Origin of the sequence: Streptomyces enissocaesilis (assembly GCF_039533765.1) — a bacterium.
Taxonomy (GTDB): domain Bacteria; phylum Actinomycetota; class Actinomycetes; order Streptomycetales; family Streptomycetaceae; genus Streptomyces; species Streptomyces enissocaesilis.
The window spans coordinates 88,114-104,965 of record NZ_BAAAUD010000038.1 but is presented as its reverse complement, the minus strand read 5'-3'; the positions used below and the strand labels follow the sequence as shown (position 1 = coordinate 104,965).

Annotated in this window: 12 protein-coding genes and 1 pseudogene; 4 read left to right on the top strand and 9 right to left on the bottom strand. The window is 70.6% G+C overall.

Annotated elements, in window-relative coordinates; translation table 11 throughout:
- Window positions 1-96 precede the first annotated feature (96 nt).
- The gene (locus ABD374_RS18385) at window positions 97-2,304 is read left to right on the top strand and encodes an ATP-binding protein (protein WP_344496518.1); all 2,208 of its coding nucleotides are present in this window, start codon (window positions 97-99) and stop codon (window positions 2,302-2,304) included.
- 27 nt (window positions 2,305-2,331) lie between these two features.
- On the opposite strand, the gene rpsD is transcribed toward ABD374_RS18385, so the two are convergent.
- The gene (gene rpsD, locus ABD374_RS18380) at window positions 2,332-2,946 is read right to left on the bottom strand and encodes a 30S ribosomal protein S4 (RefSeq protein ID WP_028814090.1); all 615 of its coding nucleotides are present in this window, start codon (window positions 2,944-2,946) and stop codon (window positions 2,332-2,334) included.
- A 185-nt stretch (window positions 2,947-3,131) separates the two neighbouring features.
- On the opposite strand from rpsD, the pseudogene ABD374_RS18375 reads away from it, so the two are divergent.
- Window positions 3,132-3,816 (top strand): annotated as a pseudogene (locus tag ABD374_RS18375) (DUF2470 domain-containing protein).
- Between the two features lie 16 nt (window positions 3,817-3,832).
- On the opposite strand, the gene ABD374_RS18370 reads toward ABD374_RS18375, so the two are convergent.
- The 4 genes from ABD374_RS18370 to ABD374_RS18355 form a co-directional block, all read right to left on the bottom strand.
- Complete coding sequence (locus ABD374_RS18370) at window positions 3,833-5,203, bottom strand: replication-associated recombination protein A (protein ID WP_344496516.1); 1,371 nt, start codon at window positions 5,201-5,203, stop codon at window positions 3,833-3,835.
- 39 nt (window positions 5,204-5,242) lie between these two features.
- Complete coding sequence (locus ABD374_RS18365; protein WP_344496514.1) at window positions 5,243-5,878, bottom strand: vitamin K epoxide reductase family protein; 636 nt, start codon at window positions 5,876-5,878, stop codon at window positions 5,243-5,245.
- A gap of 374 nt (window positions 5,879-6,252) precedes the next feature.
- A complete protein-coding gene (hisS, locus tag ABD374_RS18360) occupies window positions 6,253-7,515 on the bottom strand; it encodes a histidine--tRNA ligase (RefSeq protein WP_344496512.1) in 1,263 nt (420 codons plus the stop codon).
- 13 nt (window positions 7,516-7,528) lie between these two features.
- Window positions 7,529-8,218: an MBL fold metallo-hydrolase gene (locus ABD374_RS18355; protein WP_344496511.1), complete on the bottom strand. Its 690-nt coding sequence runs from the start codon at window positions 8,216-8,218 to the stop codon at window positions 7,529-7,531.
- 161 nt (window positions 8,219-8,379) lie between these two features.
- On the opposite strand from ABD374_RS18355, the gene ABD374_RS18350 reads away from it, so the two are divergent.
- On the top strand, window positions 8,380-9,192 hold the full coding sequence (locus ABD374_RS18350) for a peptidylprolyl isomerase (RefSeq protein ID WP_344496509.1): 813 nt from the start codon (window positions 8,380-8,382) through the stop codon (window positions 9,190-9,192).
- Window positions 9,193-9,336: 144 nt separating this feature from the next.
- Window positions 9,337-10,566 carry a DUF349 domain-containing protein gene (locus ABD374_RS18345; protein ID WP_344496507.1) on the top strand — a complete coding sequence of 410 codons (1,230 nt, stop codon included), beginning with the start codon at window positions 9,337-9,339 and terminating at the stop codon, window positions 10,564-10,566.
- Window positions 10,567-10,642: 76 nt separating this feature from the next.
- Here ABD374_RS18345 and ABD374_RS18340 read toward each other — a convergent pair whose 3' ends face one another.
- The 4 genes from ABD374_RS18340 to secD form a co-directional block, all read right to left on the bottom strand.
- Window positions 10,643-13,252, bottom strand: coding sequence for a RelA/SpoT family protein (locus ABD374_RS18340; RefSeq protein ID WP_425577262.1), 2,610 nt, complete (start codon window positions 13,250-13,252; stop codon window positions 10,643-10,645).
- 159 nt (window positions 13,253-13,411) lie between these two features.
- Entirely contained in the window at window positions 13,412-13,954 is a 543-nt protein-coding gene (locus ABD374_RS18335) for an adenine phosphoribosyltransferase (protein ID WP_344496503.1), read from the bottom strand.
- A complete protein-coding gene (secF, locus tag ABD374_RS18330) occupies window positions 13,954-15,072 on the bottom strand; it encodes a protein translocase subunit SecF (protein ID WP_344496501.1) in 1,119 nt (372 codons plus the stop codon). Before secF ends, ABD374_RS18335 begins: the two co-directional genes overlap by 1 nt.
- A 1-nt stretch (window position 15,073) precedes the next feature.
- Window positions 15,074-16,825, bottom strand: a complete 1,752-nt coding sequence (secD, locus tag ABD374_RS18325) for a protein translocase subunit SecD (RefSeq protein ID WP_344496499.1) — start codon at window positions 16,823-16,825, stop codon at window positions 15,074-15,076.
- Window positions 16,826-16,852 lie beyond the last annotated feature (27 nt).

The following is a 16,852-nucleotide window of genomic DNA, read 5'->3' as shown; positions in this document are numbered from 1 at the left end:
AGGGCTCCGGGTCCGTACCGCATTGCGGGCGCGCGGGGACGGGAGTACGCGGGGTGATTGTACGGAGTGCTTACAGATCGGTACGCTCCGTGTCCTATGCGACGCACCTCCCGCCCCGTCTCCCCGTCCCCCGCGCACGGCAGCCTCCCGGCGGAGCTGAATCCGTTCGTCGGACGGCGCGAGGAGCTGGCAGAACTCGGCCGCCTGCTGGAGAACGCCCGGCTGGTCACCGTGACCGGGGTCGGGGGCGTCGGCAAGACCCGGTTCGCGCTGCGTACCGCGAACGATGTGCAGGAACGGTACTGCGACGGGGCGTGGCTCGCCGAGCTGTCCGCTCTCACCGATCCCGGCCTGCTGGAGCACGCGGTCGTCGAGGCACTGGGGCTCACCGACCACACCAGCAAACCGCCGCGCCGTGTGCTGGTGGATCACCTCGCGGAACGCCGGCTGCTGCTCGTGCTCGACGGCTTCGAGCATCTCGTCGACGCCACCGCCGGGCTGGTCAGGGAGCTGCTCCGGCGCGCGCCCGGACTGACCGTGCTGGCCGCCGGACGGCTGCCGCTGTGCGTCGAGGGCGAACAGATCTTCTCCCTCCCGCCGATGCCCGGCCCGGACGCGGTCCGGCTCTTCACCGACCGGGCCGCCGCGGGGCGGCCCGGCTTCCGGCTGACGGACACCAACCGCGACGCCGTGCACGAGCTGTGCCGTCGCCTGGACGGGCTTCCGCTCGCCCTGGAACTGGCGGCCGGGCGGCTGAAGGCGCTCTCCGTCGAGCAGCTGCTCGACCGGCTCGACGACCGTTTCCGGCTGCTGACCGGGTCCACCCGGGGCACCCTCCCCCGCCACCAGACCCTCCGTACCGCGATCGGCTGGAGCCATGAGCTCTGCACTCCGGAGCAGCGGCTGCTGTGGGCGCGGCTTTCGGTGTTCGCGGGGCAGTTCGACCTGGAGGCGGCCGAGTACGTCTGCGGCGGCCCGGAACTCCCGGGAGACAGCGCCCTCGGCGTGCCCAGCGTTCTCGATGTGCTCACTGATCTGATCACGCAGTCCGTCGTGGTCCGCGAGGACACCGCGCCGGGGGTCCGCTACCGGATGCTGGACACCGTCAGGGAGTACGGCGCCGACTGGCTGGCGGCCATGGGCGACGCGGAGCGCGTGTGCCGCAGGCACCGCGACTGGTACCTGGGGCTCGCGACCTGGTGCGAGCTGGACTGGTTCAGTCCCCGGCAGGCCGAGGTGGCGGCGCGGGTCGGCAGTGAACTGCCCAACCTGCGCAGGGCGATGGAGTACTCGCTGGAGCACCCGCAGGACGTGCACCTGGGGCAGTACCTGGCGGGCACGCTCTGGTTCTACTGGGTCGGCTGCGGACGTCTGTCGGAGGGGCGGCACTGGCTGGACCACGCCCTGGAGGCGGAGAGCAGACACGAGCCGCACCGGCTGAAGGCGCTGTGGGTGCTCGGTTACGTGGCCGTGCTGCAGGGCGACGCGATCGGGGCGCTCGCCGCCCTGCAGGAGTGCCGCGAGGGCGCCGAACTCAGCGCGAACCCGGTCGCGACGGCGTACGCCGTGCACCGGTCGGGCTGTCTCGCCCTGGTCTCCGACGACATGCGGCGGGCGGAGGAGCTGCTGCGCGACGCGCTCTCGCGGTACGAGGAGATCGGCGAGCTCAACAGCAACGTGCTGATGGCCCAGGTCGAACTGGCGATGGCGGTGGCCTTCCGCGGCGACCTGGCCCAGGCCGTCGCCATCTGCGAGGAGGTCACCGCGGTCTGCGAGGACCACGGGGAGCGCTGGACCCTCGCGTACGCGCTGTACGTCCTGGCCTATGCGGCGCGTACGCACGGCCGGCCGGACCGGGCCCGGGAGCTGCTGGCGGAGTGTCTGGCCATCGACCACGCGTTCAACGATCTGCTGGGCGTGGTGCTCGCCCTGGAGCTGCTGGCGCTGGTCACCCTGGACGAGGGCGACCCGGCGGAGGCGGCGGTGCTCCAGGGGGCGGCCGGGCGGATCTGGCCGTCGGTGGGGCTGCCGCTGTTCGGTTCGGCGTACTACAACACCCCGCACGCGCTGTGCGAGGAGAAGGCGCGAGAGCGCCTGGGCGACGTCCCGTACGAGAAGTTCCGGCGCCAGGGCGCCTCGCTCGGCCTGGACGCGGTGGTGGCCAGGGCGCTCGAAGGGCCGGCCCGTCCGGCGCCGGCCGCCCCGCCCCGGCCGCGCGGGGCGTCCGCGCCCGGGAACAGCGCCCCGCACACGCGCGAGCCCGCCGCCTCCCGTTCCGTACGGAACGAGGAGACGGCGGGCTGAGGCGATTGCCCGGCTACGGCCGCTGGATCAGCGGGCGTAGTACTCGACGACGAGCTGCTCGTCGCAGATGACCGGAATTTCCTTGCGGTTCGGGTCGCGGTCCAGGCGGAAGGCCAGGGCCTTCAGGTTCACCTGGAGGTAGCGCGGCGTCTCACCGTCGGTGTCGTAGCCACCCTCGCGAGCGACCTGGAAGGGGTGCTTCTCGCGGCTGCGCTCGCGGACCATCACGACGTCGTCGGGACGGACGCGGAACGACGGCTTGTCGACCTTGCCACCGTTGACCTCGATGTGGCCGTGAACGACCATCTGGCGGGCCTGGTAGATCGTGCGGGCGATGCCCGAACGAAGAATGAGGGCGTCGAGGCGGCGCTCGAGCTCGATGACCAGGGCCTCGCCGGTCTTGCCTTCGGCCTTCTTGGCGCGGTCGTAGGCGCGGGCCATCTGCTTCTCGCTGATGTCGTACTGGGCGCGCAGACGCTGCTTCTCGAGCAGACGGACCTTGTAGTCCGAGTTCTGCTTGCGTCCACGGCCGTGCTCGCCCGGCGGGTAGGGGCGGGCCTCGAAGTACTTGACAGCCTTCGGCGTCAGCGCGATGCCGAGCGCACGGGACTTCTTGACCTTGGGACGCGACTGGTTAGGCACGTTCTCCAGACCTCCGTTGTAGGTTAGGTTAGGCTCACCTTACTCAAGGAGATCGCATGTCTCGTCCGGGGAACACCAGTCACATCACGGACAACACAAAGAAGGCCGACATCAGGAGTGTCGACGCGACGGAGGTCCGATCAGATCGTGGTCAGCCGCGTCCCAGCGGACTTGAAATCGCGCGGATGCCGTCAGCAGCCGAGCGCACACGAACTCTCGTACAGAGTACCTGCTCCGCGGTGGTGCTTCTCCCCGGTCCTGCGGTGGCCCGCCCCGAACAGCTGGTGCCGCAGGAGCGGAGCGTGGGGCCCGACGGTGAAGTGCTGCTGGTCTTCCCCGCGGATTCACCGGTCGTACGGGCCGCCACGCACGCACAGGACGACGAGCTGGCCGTGGTGCTGGAGATCACCGATGTCGCACCGGTCTCGGTGCCTCACCGGATCCGCGGCCGCGCCTGGGTCTCCGGTTGGCTCACCTGTGTACGCGGGGTGGCCGGGGCGGATGCTGCTGCGGCTCGAGGTCGGCGAGGCGCGCGTGGACGACCTGTGGGGGACGGGGACGGCCGAGGCCGAGGCGTTCGCGGCGGCGGCCGCGGATCCGCTCGTCGAGCACGAGGCGGAGCTGCTCCAGCATCTGCACGCCGCCCACGGCGACCAGGTGCGGCAGCTGTGCGGTCTCGCGGGCGACCGCGCCGCCGGGACCAGCGCGGTGCCCGTGGCGATGGACCGGTTCGGGCTGCGGGTGCGTTTCGGCGGCGGCGCCGCGGGACGCGTCTTCGACGCGCGGTTCGACTTCCGCGAACCGGTGCGCGACATCGCCGGGCTGCGCCGCGCCATGCACCAGCTCTTCGAGGCTGCCGCCTCGCGGTGAAGCGGCCGGCGGGCGGTCAGGGACGCGCTTCGGGCGGACCGTCGCCGCGCAGCCGGCCGCGCACCTTCTCGACGACGTCGGCGTAGCGGGCTTCCGCTCCGTAGCGCGTGGGTTCGTAGTAATGGCGGCCGTGCACGGCGTCCGGGGCGTACTGCTGGGCGGCGATCGCGCCCGGCACATCGTGCGGGTACACATAGCCCTGCGCGTGGCCGAGCTTGGCCGCGCCCTGGTAGTGGCCGTCACGCAGATGCGCGGGGACCGGGCCGGCCAGACCCTTCCGCACGTCGGCCTGGGCGGCGAAGATCGCGTTCGTCGCGGCGTTGGACTTGGGCGCGAGGGCCAGCGCGATCGTGGCGTGGCCGAGGGTGAGGGCGGCTTCCGGGAAGCCGATCATGGCCACGGCCTGGGCGGCGGCGACGGCCGTCGGCAGGGCGGTCGGGTCGGCGAGGCCGATGTCCTCGCTGGCCGAGATCATCAGCCGCCGCGCGATGAACCGGGGGTCCTCCCCCGCCTCGATCATGCGGGCCAGGTAGTGCAGCGCGGCGTCCACGTCGGAGCCCCGGATGGACTTGATGAGGGCGCTCGCCACGTCGTAGTGCTGGTCGCCGTCGCGGTCGTACTTCACCGCCGCCCGGTCGACCGTCTCCTCGACCGTCTCGAGAGTGATCTCCCCCTCGCCCTTGGAGATCGCCGCGCCCGCCGCCGCTTCGAGCGCGGTCAGGGCGCGCCGGGCGTCGCCGCCCGCGATCCTCAGCAGGTGCGCCTCGGCGTCCCCGGCGAGCGTGACCGCGCCGCCGAGACCGCGCTCCTCGGCGAGGGCCCGGTGGAGCAGGGCACGCAGATCGTCGTCGGTGAGCGATTCCAGCGTGAGCAGGAGGGAGCGGGAGAGCAGGGGGGAGATGATCGAGAAGTACGGGTTCTCGGTCGTCGCCGCGATGAGCGTGACCCAGCGGTTCTCGACGGCGGGCAGCAGCGAGTCCTGCTGGGCCTTGCTGAAGCGGTGGATCTCGTCGAGGAAGAGGACGGTGTCCTTGCCGTACCCCCCGGAGGCGCGGCGGGCGCCGTCGATGACGGCCCGCACTTCCTTGACGCCCGCGGTGATGGCGGAGAGCTCGACGAAGCGCTTCTGGGTGGCGAGGCTGACGACGTACGCCAGAGTGGTCTTCCCGATGCCGGGCGGGCCCCACAGGATCACCGAGGAGGGCCCGGCGGGACCGCCGCTGCCCTCCCCGACCAGCCGGCGCAACGGGGCCCCCGGCTTCAGCAGATGCTGCTGGCCGACGACCTCGTCGAGGGTGCGCGGGCGCATCCGTACGGCCAGGGGGCTGCTGGACGGATCCTTGAGCTGGCGGTCTTCCGCGGCTGCGGTGAACAGGTCGGGCTCCACGTGTGAAGCCTATGCCAGCCCGCTGACAACGCCGGCGGCTCAGCTGGTCCAGAAGTCCCACCAGCGGGTCAGGATCAGCATCCCGATGACGCCGGTCCACAGGACCGGCGGCACCCAGTGGAACTCGACGAGAGCACTGCGCAGGCCGCTGGGGGCCGGGATGATCCGGTGCTTGATGTTGTGCGTGGTGACGTAGCAGAACATCACGATGGTGGCGACCCAGGCCAGACAGCACCACAGGCAGAGCGAGTTGATGTTGTACAGCGACTGGTACTGGAGCCAGGTGCAGAAGGCGACGCCGAAGAGGGTGCCCGCGTTCAGGCCGAGCCAGAACCAGCGGCGGTAGCGCGCGCCGGCCAGCAGGCCCACGCCGATGCAGACGACCATCGCGTACGTGACGAGGCCGAGCATCGGGTTGGGGAAGCCGAAAGCCGCCGCCTGCTCGCTCTTCATGATGTTGCCGCACGCGACCACGGGGTTGAGGCTGCAGCCCGGGGTGAAGTTCGGGTCCTCGAGCAGTTTGAACTTGTCGAGCGTGATGACCCACGAGGCCAGCAGCCCGGCCAGACCCGTGATCACCAGCATCAGGGCGAAGGGACGACCGCTGCCGGTCGCGCCCTCCTGGCCCTCCTGCACGCCGTTGGAAGTGCGGTCGTCCACCGCTGCAGTCGTCATATCGCCGTTCCGTCGCTGAGTCAGCCGCATGGGCCGAGTGACCTGCCGGGAGGGCCATTCTGCCGCACCGGCACCCGCGGCCACCGTTCGACGGAGATAAGGAGGTACGCGCCACAGCGCCCCCGCCATCACCGCGACAGGGCCGTGACCGGGGCGAAACAACGATTTCGGGCACCGGACCGTCCAGAGCCGGCGTCGCCGTCCGGCAGGACGAATCCACTCCCACGGGGTTGACCGCCCGCGCAAGCGTGCGAGCGGACGGGGGTGACGGTTCCGGGGGGCCGCCGCTTCGGCCGGCGGGACCGGACGCGACGGGGCCCGGCCGTCCTGGTGGACGGCCGGGCCCCGTGCGTGCGTCAGACGCGTGCCGCAGGTCAGACCAGGCGGCGCTGGATCTCCGCCGTGAGCGCGTCCAGGGCGACCGCCGTCTGCTCGCCGGTCTCCATGTCCTTCAACTGGACCTGGCCGTCGGCCAGATCCCGCTCGCCGGCGACGATCGTGTAGCGGGCGCCCGAGCGGTTGGCGTTCTTCATGGCACCCTTGAGGCCCTTGCCGCCGTACGCGAAGTCGGCAGCGATCCCCGCCCTGCGCAGCTCGGTGACCCTACCGAAGAGGACGCGGCGCGCCTCCTCGCCGAGCGGCACCGCGTACACGCTGGTGGTGGCGGGCAGGTCGAGCTCGACGCCCTCCGCCTCCAGCGCCAGCACCGTGCGGTCCACACCGAGCGCCCAGCCGACGGACGGCAGCGCGGGGCCGCCGATCATCTCGGACAGGCCGTCGTAGCGGCCGCCGCCGCCCACCGCGGACTGCGAGCCGAGACCGTCGTGGACGAACTCGAAGGTGGTGCGGGTGTAGTAGTCGAGGCCGCGCACCAGCTTCTCGTCGTCCTCGTAGGCGACGCCCGCCGCGTTCAGCAGCTCGCGGACCTGCTCGTGGTACGCCTTGCACGCGTCGCACAGGTAGTCGCGCAGCATCGGCGCGCCCACCAGCTGCTTCTGTACGTCGTCCCGCTTGTCGTCCAGGACCCGCAGCGGGTTGATGTCGATGCGGCGCCGCGTGTCCTCGTCGAGGTCGAGGCCGCGCAGGAAGCCCTGGAGGGCCTCCCGGTAGACGGGACGGCACTCCTTGTCGCCCAGCGAGTTCAGCAGGATGCGGAACCGCGACAGGCCCAGCGAGCGGTACGCCTGGTCCGCCAGGATGATCAGCTCGGCGTCCAGCGCCGGGTCCTCGGCTCCGATCGCCTCGGCGCCGACCTGCGAGAAGTGGCGGTAGCGGCCCTTCTGCGGGCGCTCGTAGCGGTAGTACGAGCCGGAGTACCAGAGCTTGACGGGGAGGTTGCCGCTCTTGTGCAGGTTGGCTTCCAGGGCCGCGCGCAGGACGGACGCGGTGCCCTCCGGGCGCAGCGCCAGCTTGTCGCCGCCCTTGGTCTCGAACGCGTACATCTCCTTGGAGACGATGTCGGTGGACTCACCGACGCCGCGCGAGAAGAGGGCAACGTCCTCGAAGCCGGGCGTCTCGACGTAGCCGTAGCCGGAGTTGCGCAGCGGCGCGGAGATCGCCTCGCGCACCGCCAGGAACTTCGCGGAGTCCGGCGGGATCAGGTCGTACGTGCCCTTGGGGGCCTTGAAGGTGCTCATGGGGCTTGTCTCGTCACATTCCTCGTCGGGGAGCGGCGGCCAGACCGTTCAGGTACGGGTTGGTGGCGCGCTCACGGCCGATGGTCGTCTGGGAGCCGTGGCCGGACAGCACCACGGTCGAGTCGTCGAGCGGCAGGCACACGCGGGCCAGCGACTCGAGCAGCTCGGCGTGGTCGCCGCCGGGCAGGTCGGTGCGTCCGACGGAGCCGGCGAACAGCAGGTCGCCCGAGAAGAAGACCGACGGGATGTCGGCCTGCTCGGGCAGCCTGAAGGTCACCGACCCCTTGGTATGGCCGGGCGCGTGCGAGACGGTGAAGTCGAGACCCGCCAGCTTCAGCTCCGCGCCGTCCGCCAGCTCCTTGACGTCGTCCGGCTCGCCCACGGTCAGCTCGCCCATCAGCGGCATGCCGATCGAGCGTCCGAGCGCCTTCTCCGGGTCGCTCATCATGTACCGGTCGGCGGGGTGGATCCACGCCGGTACGTCGTGCGCTCCGCACACCGGGACGACCGAGGCGACATGGTCGATGTGGCCGTGGGTGAGCACGACGGCGACGGGCTTGAGCCGATGCTTCGCGAGGGCTTCCTCGACGCCCGCGGCGGCCTGGTGGCCCGGGTCGATGATCACGCACTCCTCACCCGCGGCGGGGGCGACCAGGTAACAGTTGGTCCCCCAGGCCCCGGCGGGGAACCCGGCAATAAGCACGATCGTCCTCAATATGTCGTCCGGCGGGAGATTGCTGTGCGCAATTGCAGCAGATCAGAGCCTACCGGGGCCGCTCATCCCCCAGCGAACCCATATACGGTACGGGCAAGCTCGGCTCGGCCGGACAGCAGTGACAGACGAGACGTACGAGGAGAACACCGGTGGTCAGCAACGATCAGCGGCGGCGCCAGCTCGCCCGGGAGAAGTACGAACGGCAGCAGCAGCGCCGCACCGAGGCCCGGCGCAAGTCGCGCCGTCGCAACGCCGTGATCGCCTCGGCGCTCGCCGTGGTGCTCGCGGGAGGAGCGGTGGTGTACGCCACGGGCGCTCTGGGCGGCGACGACGACAAGGACACCACCGTCGCCGACTCGGCGCCCAGTGCCACGCCGTCGAAGAAGGCTCCCGACCCCTGCGGGAAGCCCGCCCCCGGAGCGGTCGAGAAGCTCTCGTACAAGAAGGAGCCGGCGCTCACCATCGACAAGTCCGCGTCGTACACGATGAGCCTGCGGACCACCTGCGGCGACATCACGCTGGGCCTGGACGCGGCGAAGGCCCCGCGCACGGTGAACTCGTTCCACTTCCTCGCCGGCAAGGGCTACTTCGACCACACGAAGTGCCACCGGCTGACGACCGGCGGCATCTACGTCCTGCAGTGCGGCGACCCGACCGCGCAGGGTTCCGGTACGCCCGGCTACAAGCTGCCGGACGAGAACCTGAAGGACCCGAAGCTCAAGGGCGGCGTCTACCCGGCGGGCACGGTCGCGATGGCCAACGCGGGTCCGGGCACGGGCGGCAGCCAGTTCTTCCTCGTCTACCAGGACAGCAAGCTGCCCCCCAACTACACGCCGTTCGGGACCATCAAGGGCGGCATGGACGTGCTGAAGAAGATCGCCGGCGCGGGTGAGGCCAGCGGGCAGGGCGACGGGGCGCCGAATGCCACCGTCGTCATCGACAAGGCGACCGTCACCAAGTAAATCCGGGAGTGCGGGATGCGGACAGCCGCCCTGCCGTTCGCCTATGTTGGCGGTGTGCAGGGCGTCTGTGGCCCCGCGAAAGAAACTGTGGACGATGCCCGGGGGGCGAGCAGCCCCTCGCAGGCGTCATGTGGAGGAGGCGCTGTGAGCAGCGACCCGTGGGGCCGTGTCGACGAGACCGGCACCGTGTACGTGCGTACGGCCGAGGGCGAGAAGGTCGTCGGATCCTGGCAGGCGGGCTCTCCCGAGGAGGCCCTGGCCTACTTCGAGCGCAAGTACGAGGGCCTGGTTGTCGAGATCGGCCTCCTCGAGCGGCGGGTGAAGACCACCGACCTGTCGGCCAAGGACGCCCAGACCGCCATCGACCACCTGCGGGGGCAGGTCGACGAGCACCATGCGGTCGGTGACCTCGACGCGCTGAGCAAGCGCCTCGACGCGCTGGTCGCGACGGTCGAGTCGCGCCGTGAGGAGCGCAAGGCCGAGAAGGCCAAGCAGACCGACGAGGCGAAGCACGCCAAGGAGGCGCTGGTCGTCGAGGCCGAGGAGCTGGCCCAGAGCGAGCAGTGGCGGGCGGCCGGTGAACGGCTGCGGGCGCTCGTGGACATCTGGAAGGGCCTCCCCCGGCTCGACCGGAAGTCCGACGACGAGCTGTGGCACCGCTTCTCGCACGCCCGCTCCGCGTTCTCCAAGCGGCGCAAGGCCCACTTCGCCTCGCTGGACGCCCAGCGCGAGGAGGCCCGCAAGACCAAGGAGAAGCTGGCGGCGGAGGCCGAGAGCCTGTCGAACTCCACCGACTGGGCCGCGACGGCCGCCCGCTACCGCGACCTGATGGCCGAGTGGAAGGCCGCGGGCCGCGCCCAGCGCGAGGTCGAGGACGGTCTGTGGAACCGTTTCCGCGGCGCCCAGGATGTCTTCTTCGCGGCGCGCGGCGCGGTCTTCGCGGAGCGCGACGCGGAGCAGGCCGAGAACCTCAAGCTCAAGGAGGAGCTCGCGGCCGAGGCCGAGAAGCTGGTGCCGGTGAAGGACCTGAAGGCGGCCCGGGCCGCGTTCCGCTCCCTCAACGAGCGCTGGGAGGCCATCGGCCATGTGCCGCGCGACGCCCGCCCGAAGGTCGAGGGGCGGATGCACGCGGTGGAAAAGGCTCTTCAGGAGACCGAGGAGAACGAGTGGCGTCGTACGAACCCTGAGGCGCGCGCCCGCGCCGCGGGTCTGACGGGCCAGCTCCAGGACGCCGTCGACAAGCTGCGCGGGCAGATCGACGCGGCGCGCGCGGCGGGCAACAACGCCAGGGCCGACAAGCTGGCCCGCGAGCTCGAAGGCCGGCAGGCGCTGCTCGACCAGGCGATGAAGGGCCTGGAGGAGTTCGGCGGCTGAGAGCCGGAGCTCGGAGCTGGTTGCGCGTGAGGGCCCCGGCACGGATGTCCGTGCCGGGGCCCTCACGCGTACGGCGTTACGGCCGGCGGGCCGAGGTGACGCGGTAGACGTCGTACACGCCCTCCACGCCGCGCACCGCCTTCAGGACGTGTCCGAGGTGCTTCGGGTCGCCCATCTCGAAGGTGAAGCGCGAGGTGGCCACCCGGTCGCGGGAGGTCTGGACCGCCGCCGAGAGGATGTTGACGTGCTGGTCGGACAGGACGCGGGTGACGTCCGAGAGCAGCCGGGACCGGTCCAGCGCCTCGACCTGGATGGCGACCAGGAAGACCGAGGACTGGGTCGGGGCCCACTCGACGTCGAGGATGCGTTCCGGCTCCTTCGACAGCGACTCGATGTTGACGCAGTCGGCGCGGTGGACCGACACGCCGCTGCCGCGGGTGACGAAACCGATGATGGGGTCGCCGGGGACGGGCGTACAGCAGCGGGCCAGTTTGACCCACACGTCGTCGACGCCCTTGACCACGACGCCGGGGTCGGCGTTCGAGCGCCGCTGGCCGCGCCCGCGTGAGGGCGGCGAGCTCTCGGCGATGTCCTCGGTGGCGGCCTCTTCGCCGCCCAGGGCCTGCACGAGTTTCTGGACGATGCTCTGCGCGGTGACGTGGCCCTCGCCGATCGCGGCGTACAGCGAGGAGATGTCGCTGTAGCGCATCTCGTGCGCGAGCGTGACGAGCGAGTCGCCGGTGAGGATGCGCTGGATCGGCAGGTTCTGCTTGCGCATGGCCCGCGCGATGGCGTCCTTGCCCTGCTCTATGGCCTCGTCGCGGCGCTCCTTGGAGAACCAGGCGCGGATCTTGTTGCGGGCGCGCGGCGACTTGACGAAGCCGAGCCAGTCCCGGGACGGGCCCGCGCCGGCCGCCTTGGAGGTGAAGACCTCCACCAGGTCGCCGTTGTCGAGGGTCGATTCGAGCGGTACGAGCCGTCCGTTGACCCGCGCCCCTATGGTCCGGTGGCCGACCTCCGTGTGGACGGCGTACGCGAAGTCGACGGGTGTGGCGCCGGCCGGCAGCGCTATGACGTCGCCCTTGGGCGTGAAGACGAAGACCTCGTTGCGGGAGAGGTCGAAGCGCAGGGACTCCAGGAACTCGCTGGGGTCCTCGGTCTCCTTCTGCCAGTCCAGGAGCTGGCGCAGCCACGCCATGTCGTTGACGGTGTCCTGGCCGCGCCCGGTGTGCTTGGGGATGTCGGTACGGACCTTGGAGGCGCCGGCGACGGCTTCCTGCTTGTACTTCCAGTGCGCGGCGATGCCGTACTCGGCGCGGCGGTGCATGTCGAACGTACGGATCTGGAGTTCGACCGGCTTGCCGCTGGGGCCGATGACCGTCGTGTGCAGCGACTGGTACATGTTGAACTTCGGCATCGCGATGTAGTCCTTGAACCGGCCGGGGACCGGGTTCCATCGCGCGTGGACGGTGCCGAGGGCCGCGTAGCAGTCGCGGACCGTGTCGACGAGGACGCGGATGCCCACCAGGTCGTAGATCTCCGCGAAGTCACGGCCGCGGACGATCATCTTCTGGTAGACGCTGTAGTAGTGCTTCGGCCGGCCGGTGACGGTGGCCTTGATGCGGGCGGCGCGCAGGTCGGACTGGACCTCGTCGGTCACTATGGCGAGGTACTCGTCGCGCTTGGGCGCGCGCTCGGCGACGAGCCGCACGATCTCGTCGTACATCTTGGGGTAGAGGATCGCGAAGGCGAGGTCCTCCAGCTCCCACTTGATGGTGTTCATGCCCAGGCGGTGGGCCAGGGGCGCGTAGATCTCCAGCGTCTCGCGGGCCTTCTTCTCCTGCTTCTCCCGCTTGAGGTAACGCATGGTGCGCATGTTGTGCAGGCGGTCGGCGAGCTTGATGACCAGGACGCGCGGGTCCTTGGCCATGGCGACGACCATCTTGCGCACGGTCTCGGCCTGCGCGGCCTCGCCGAACTTGACCTTGTCCAGCTTGGTGACGCCGTCGACGAGGAGCGCGACCTGGTCGCCGAAGTCGCGGCGCAGGGTGTCCAGGCCGTACTCGGTGTCCTCGACGGTGTCGTGCAGCAGCCCGGCCATCAGCGTCGCCGGGTCCATGCCGAGCTCGGCGAGGATCGTCGTCACGGCGAGCGGGTGGGTGATGTACGGGTCGCCGCTCTTGCGCTTCTGGCCGCGGTGCCAGCGCTCGGCGACCTGGTAGGCGTGCTCGATCTGGCGCAGCGTCGACGTCTCGATCTTCGGGTCGTTGCTGCGCACTATGCGCAGGAGCGGCTCCAGGACCGGGTTGTACGGCGACGAGCGCTGCACGCCGAGCCGGGCGAGCCGGGCCCGTACGCGGTTGGAGGAGCCGCCGCCGGTGCGCGGGGCGGAACCCTGGACCGGCTTGGGGGCGGCGGGCGGCGGTGTGGGGCCCGTGGCGCCGGCGGCCCGCTCGGGGGCGGTCTTCGGCTTGCCGGTGGGCTCGGGGTTCCTGGCGGAAGCGCCGCTCTCGGCGGAGGTGGCGCCGCTCGCGGGAGGGCCGCCCTTCGCGGGCGTGGCCGGCGTGCCGGACGCGGGCGTGGCCGGACTCGCCGCGGCCTCGGCGGCCTGCTGCCGGCCGGGCTGCGCGGCTGCTTGGTCCCCCGGACGGGAGCTGGGGGAGAGTGGCTGGGCCTCGTCTGGCAAGAGCGCTCCTCGTGCGGGTCCGGGTCCCCCGGTCAGGCCCGGAAATCCCATGGTATCGACCCCCGGCCTCCGGTTCGCCCCGGGCCGGACACCAGAGGGAACACGAAAGGCGGGTCCCGGAATTCCTCCGGGGCCCGCCTTCGCGTACAGCCGTGCTGGTCAGACCGTGATCAAGGCATCCAGTGGAGCGCCCCGGAGCGCCGGTTCCAGACGGCCGCGGCCGCCCAGGAATCCGAGCTCCATGAGGACCGCGACACCGGCGACCTGGGCGCCGGCCCGCCGGATGAGCTCCAGCGAGGCCTCGGCGGTGCCGCCGGTGGCGAGGACGTCGTCGATGACCATGACGCGGTCGCCGTCGGCCAGGTCCTCGGCGTGGATCTCGATCTCGGCGGTGCCGTACTCCAGCTCGTACGCCTGCGAAAGCGTCGCACCCGGCAGCTTCCCCGCCTTGCGCACGGGGATGAAGCCGAGGCCGGCGCGGACCGCGACGGGCGCGGCCAGGATGAAGCCGCGCGCCTCCAGACCGACGATCTTCGTGGCGCCGCACCGTACGCACAGCTCCGCGAGGGCGTCCGTCAGCGCCGTGAACGCCACCGGGTCCGCGAGCAGCGGGGTGATGTCCTTGAACACCACCCCCGGCTGCGGATGGTCCGGTACGTCCCGGATGCGGCTGAGCAGGAGATCCTGCGTGCTCGTCGTCATCACCGCTTCCCCGGGGACTTGCCGCGGCCGCTGTGGCCACGGTCGGCCGGACGCTGGCCGACGACCGCACCGGCGGGTGCGGCGGCGTCCGGGAGCCGGTCCTGCGGCTCTTCGGAGCCGTCGGCGCCGTCCGGCGACTCGCCCCGGGCGGCGGCGGACGCCCGCTTGGCGAGCACGCGCTTCTTCAGGGCCTTCATCTGCGGGTCGCGTTCCTTCAGGTCGGCGACGAGCGGAGTGGCGATGAAGATCGAGGAGTACGCACCGGCGGCCAGGCCGACGAAGAGCGAGAGCGAGATGTCGTTGAGCATGCCCGCACCCAGCACGCCGCCGCCGATGAACAGCAGGCCCGCCACCGGGAGCAGCGCGACGACGGTGGTGTTGATGGAACGCACCAGGGTGCCGTTGAGGCTGCGGTTGGCGATCTCGCTGTACGTCCAGCGCGTCTGCTTGGTGATGTCCTTCGATCCCTCCTTGAGACCGTCGAAGACGACGACGGTGTCGTAGAGGGAGTAACCGAGGATCGTCAGCAGACCGATCACGGTGCCCGGGGTGACCTCGAAGCCGACCAGCGCGTACACACCGACGGTGATCGTGAGGTCGTGGATCAGGGCGATGAGGGCGGCGACGGCCATCCGCCATTCGAAGGCGATGGCGAGGTAGACGACCACCAGCACCATGAAGACCGCGAGGCCGGTCCATGCCTTGTTGGCGATCTGCTCCCCCCAGCTGGGGCCGACCAGATCGGCGTTGATCTTGTTCGCCGGGACGCCGAGGTCCTTGGCGAGCTCGTCCTGGACCGGGGTGGCGGTCGAGGTGTCCAGACCACTGATCTGGATGCGCATGCCGCCGTTGCCGAGCTCCTGGGCGATCACCTCGTGTCCGGACGCCTCTTCGGCGTACTCCTGGACCTGGGCGACGGAGACGTCGGTCCTGGGCGTGGTGAAGACGGCGCCGCCCTCGAACTCGATGCCCATGACCAGACCGCGCACCGCGAGGCCGACGATGGCCGTGATGGTGATCAGGACCGAAAGGCCGTACCAGATCTTCCGCTTGCCGACGAAGTCGTAACCGACCTCACCGTTGTAGAGGCGGGCGCCGAGACTGCCGAGTCGGGACATCTCAGGCCTCCTTCGGGTCGATGGGGGCGGCGATACGACGGGTACGGCGCAGCGGGGGCTGTACGCCGAGCCGCTTCGGGTCCAGGCCGGACCACGGGTGGCCCTGGCCGAAGAACTTCGTACGCGCCAGCAGCGTCATCAGCGGCTTGGTGAAGAGGAACACCACCACCACGTCGAGCAGGGTGGTCAGGCCGAGCGTGAACGCGAAGCCCTGCACCTTGCCGACGGTCACGACGAACAGCACCGCCGCGGCGAGGAACGACACGAAGTCGGAGACCAGGATCGTGCGCCGGGCACGCGGCCAGGCACGCTCCACCGCGGGCTTGAGCGTCCGGCCGTCGCGGATCTCGTCGCGGATGCGCTCGAAGTACACGATGAACGAGTCCGCGGTGATACCGATGGCGACGATCGCGCCGCACACCGCGGGGAGGTTCAGCGCGAAGCCGATGCCCGGGCCGAGCAGCGTCATGATCGTGTAGGTCAGGACCGCCGAGACGATGAGGCTGACGATCGCGACGAACGCCAGGCCCCGGTAGTAGGCCAGCAGGTAGATGACGACCAGCGCGAGACCGATCGCGCCGGCGATGAGGCCGGCCTCGAGCTGCTCGCCGCCGAGCGCGGCGGTGACGGTGGTGACGGTCTCCTCGTTGAAGGAGAGCGGCAGCGCGCCGTACGACAGCATGTTGGCCAGTTCCTGGGCCGATTCCTGGGTGAAGCTGCCGGAGATCTCGGCGTTGGCGCTCAGGGTCTGGTTGACCGAGGGGGCCGAGACGACTTCACCGTCGAGGACGATGGCGAACTGGTTCTGCGGGGGCTGCTGCTGCGAGAGCTTGCCGGTGATCTTCTGGAACTTCTTGGACCCACCGTCGGTGAACTCCATGTTGACCTTCCAGCCGCCACCGCGCTGGGTGTCCAACTGGGCACTGGCGTCCTCGACGTCCTTGCCGTTGACCTCGGCCGGACCCAGGATGTACTTCTCCCACTCGTCGGCGTTGTTCTTTCCGCAGGCGATCGTGGGGTCCTCGGGCTTGACGTTCTCACCGGCCCTGGAGCGCTCGGTCTCCTTGGTGCAGTCGAGGGCCTCGAACCGCTTCTGCAGCGCCGAGACCTCGGGGTCGGCCGAGGGGGCGGCCGACGGCTCGCCGCTCTTGTCCGTCTTGTCCGGGCTCTTGGACGCGCTGCCCGTCGGGGTCGGCGTCGGCGTCTCGTCCTTCTTGAGCCCGTCCGTCACGGCGCGCCCCTGGGTGGTGGCGCCGGCCGACGGCGTCGCGGGCGGCGTGGACTTCTTGTCCTTGCCGCCGGCGGTGGTGTCCGGGGAGGGAGTGGCGGCGGGCGTCGGCGTACCGGCGGTGTACGTCAGTACGGGCCGGAAGTAGAGCTGGGCGGTGGTGCCGACCTGCTCACGGGCCGACTTGTCGTTCGATCCCTTGGGGATGTTGACGATGATGTTGTCTTCGCCCTGGGTCTGGACCTCGGCCTCCGAGACGCCCAGACCGTTGACACGGCGCTCGATGATGCCGACCGCGGTGTCCATGTTGGTCTTGTTGACCGCGTTGGGCTTGCCGGGCTCGCTCTTCGCCTTGAGCGTGATGCTGGTACCGCCGGCGAGGTCGATGCCCAGACGCGGCGTGAGATGACCGGACCAGAACATCCCGCCGGTGAGCGCGACCATGGCGATCAGGATCAGAGCCAGGGCGCGCCCCGGCCTGCCCGGGGCCCCCGCGGGCCTGCGGCCCTTCTTCGGTGCTGCCACCTTCTCGTTTCTCCCTGTCCAACCGCC

Bases quoted from the DNA above. Each gene is read 5' to 3' on its own strand.
- ABD374_RS18385 (WP_344496518.1), top strand. From the start codon at position 97: ATGCGACGCACCTCCCGCCCCGTCTCCCCGTCCCCCGCGCACGGCAGC.
- ABD374_RS18365 (WP_344496514.1), bottom strand. From the start codon at position 5,878: ATGACGACTGCAGCGGTGGACGACCGCACTTCCAACGGCGTGCAGGAG.
- hisS (WP_344496512.1), bottom strand. From the start codon at position 7,515: ATGAGCACCTTCAAGGCCCCCAAGGGCACGTACGACCTGATCCCGCCG.
- ABD374_RS18335 (WP_344496503.1), bottom strand. From the start codon at position 13,954: ATGACGACGAGCACGCAGGATCTCCTGCTCAGCCGCATCCGGGACGTA.
- secF (WP_344496501.1), bottom strand. From the start codon at position 15,072: ATGTCCCGACTCGGCAGTCTCGGCGCCCGCCTCTACAACGGTGAGGTC.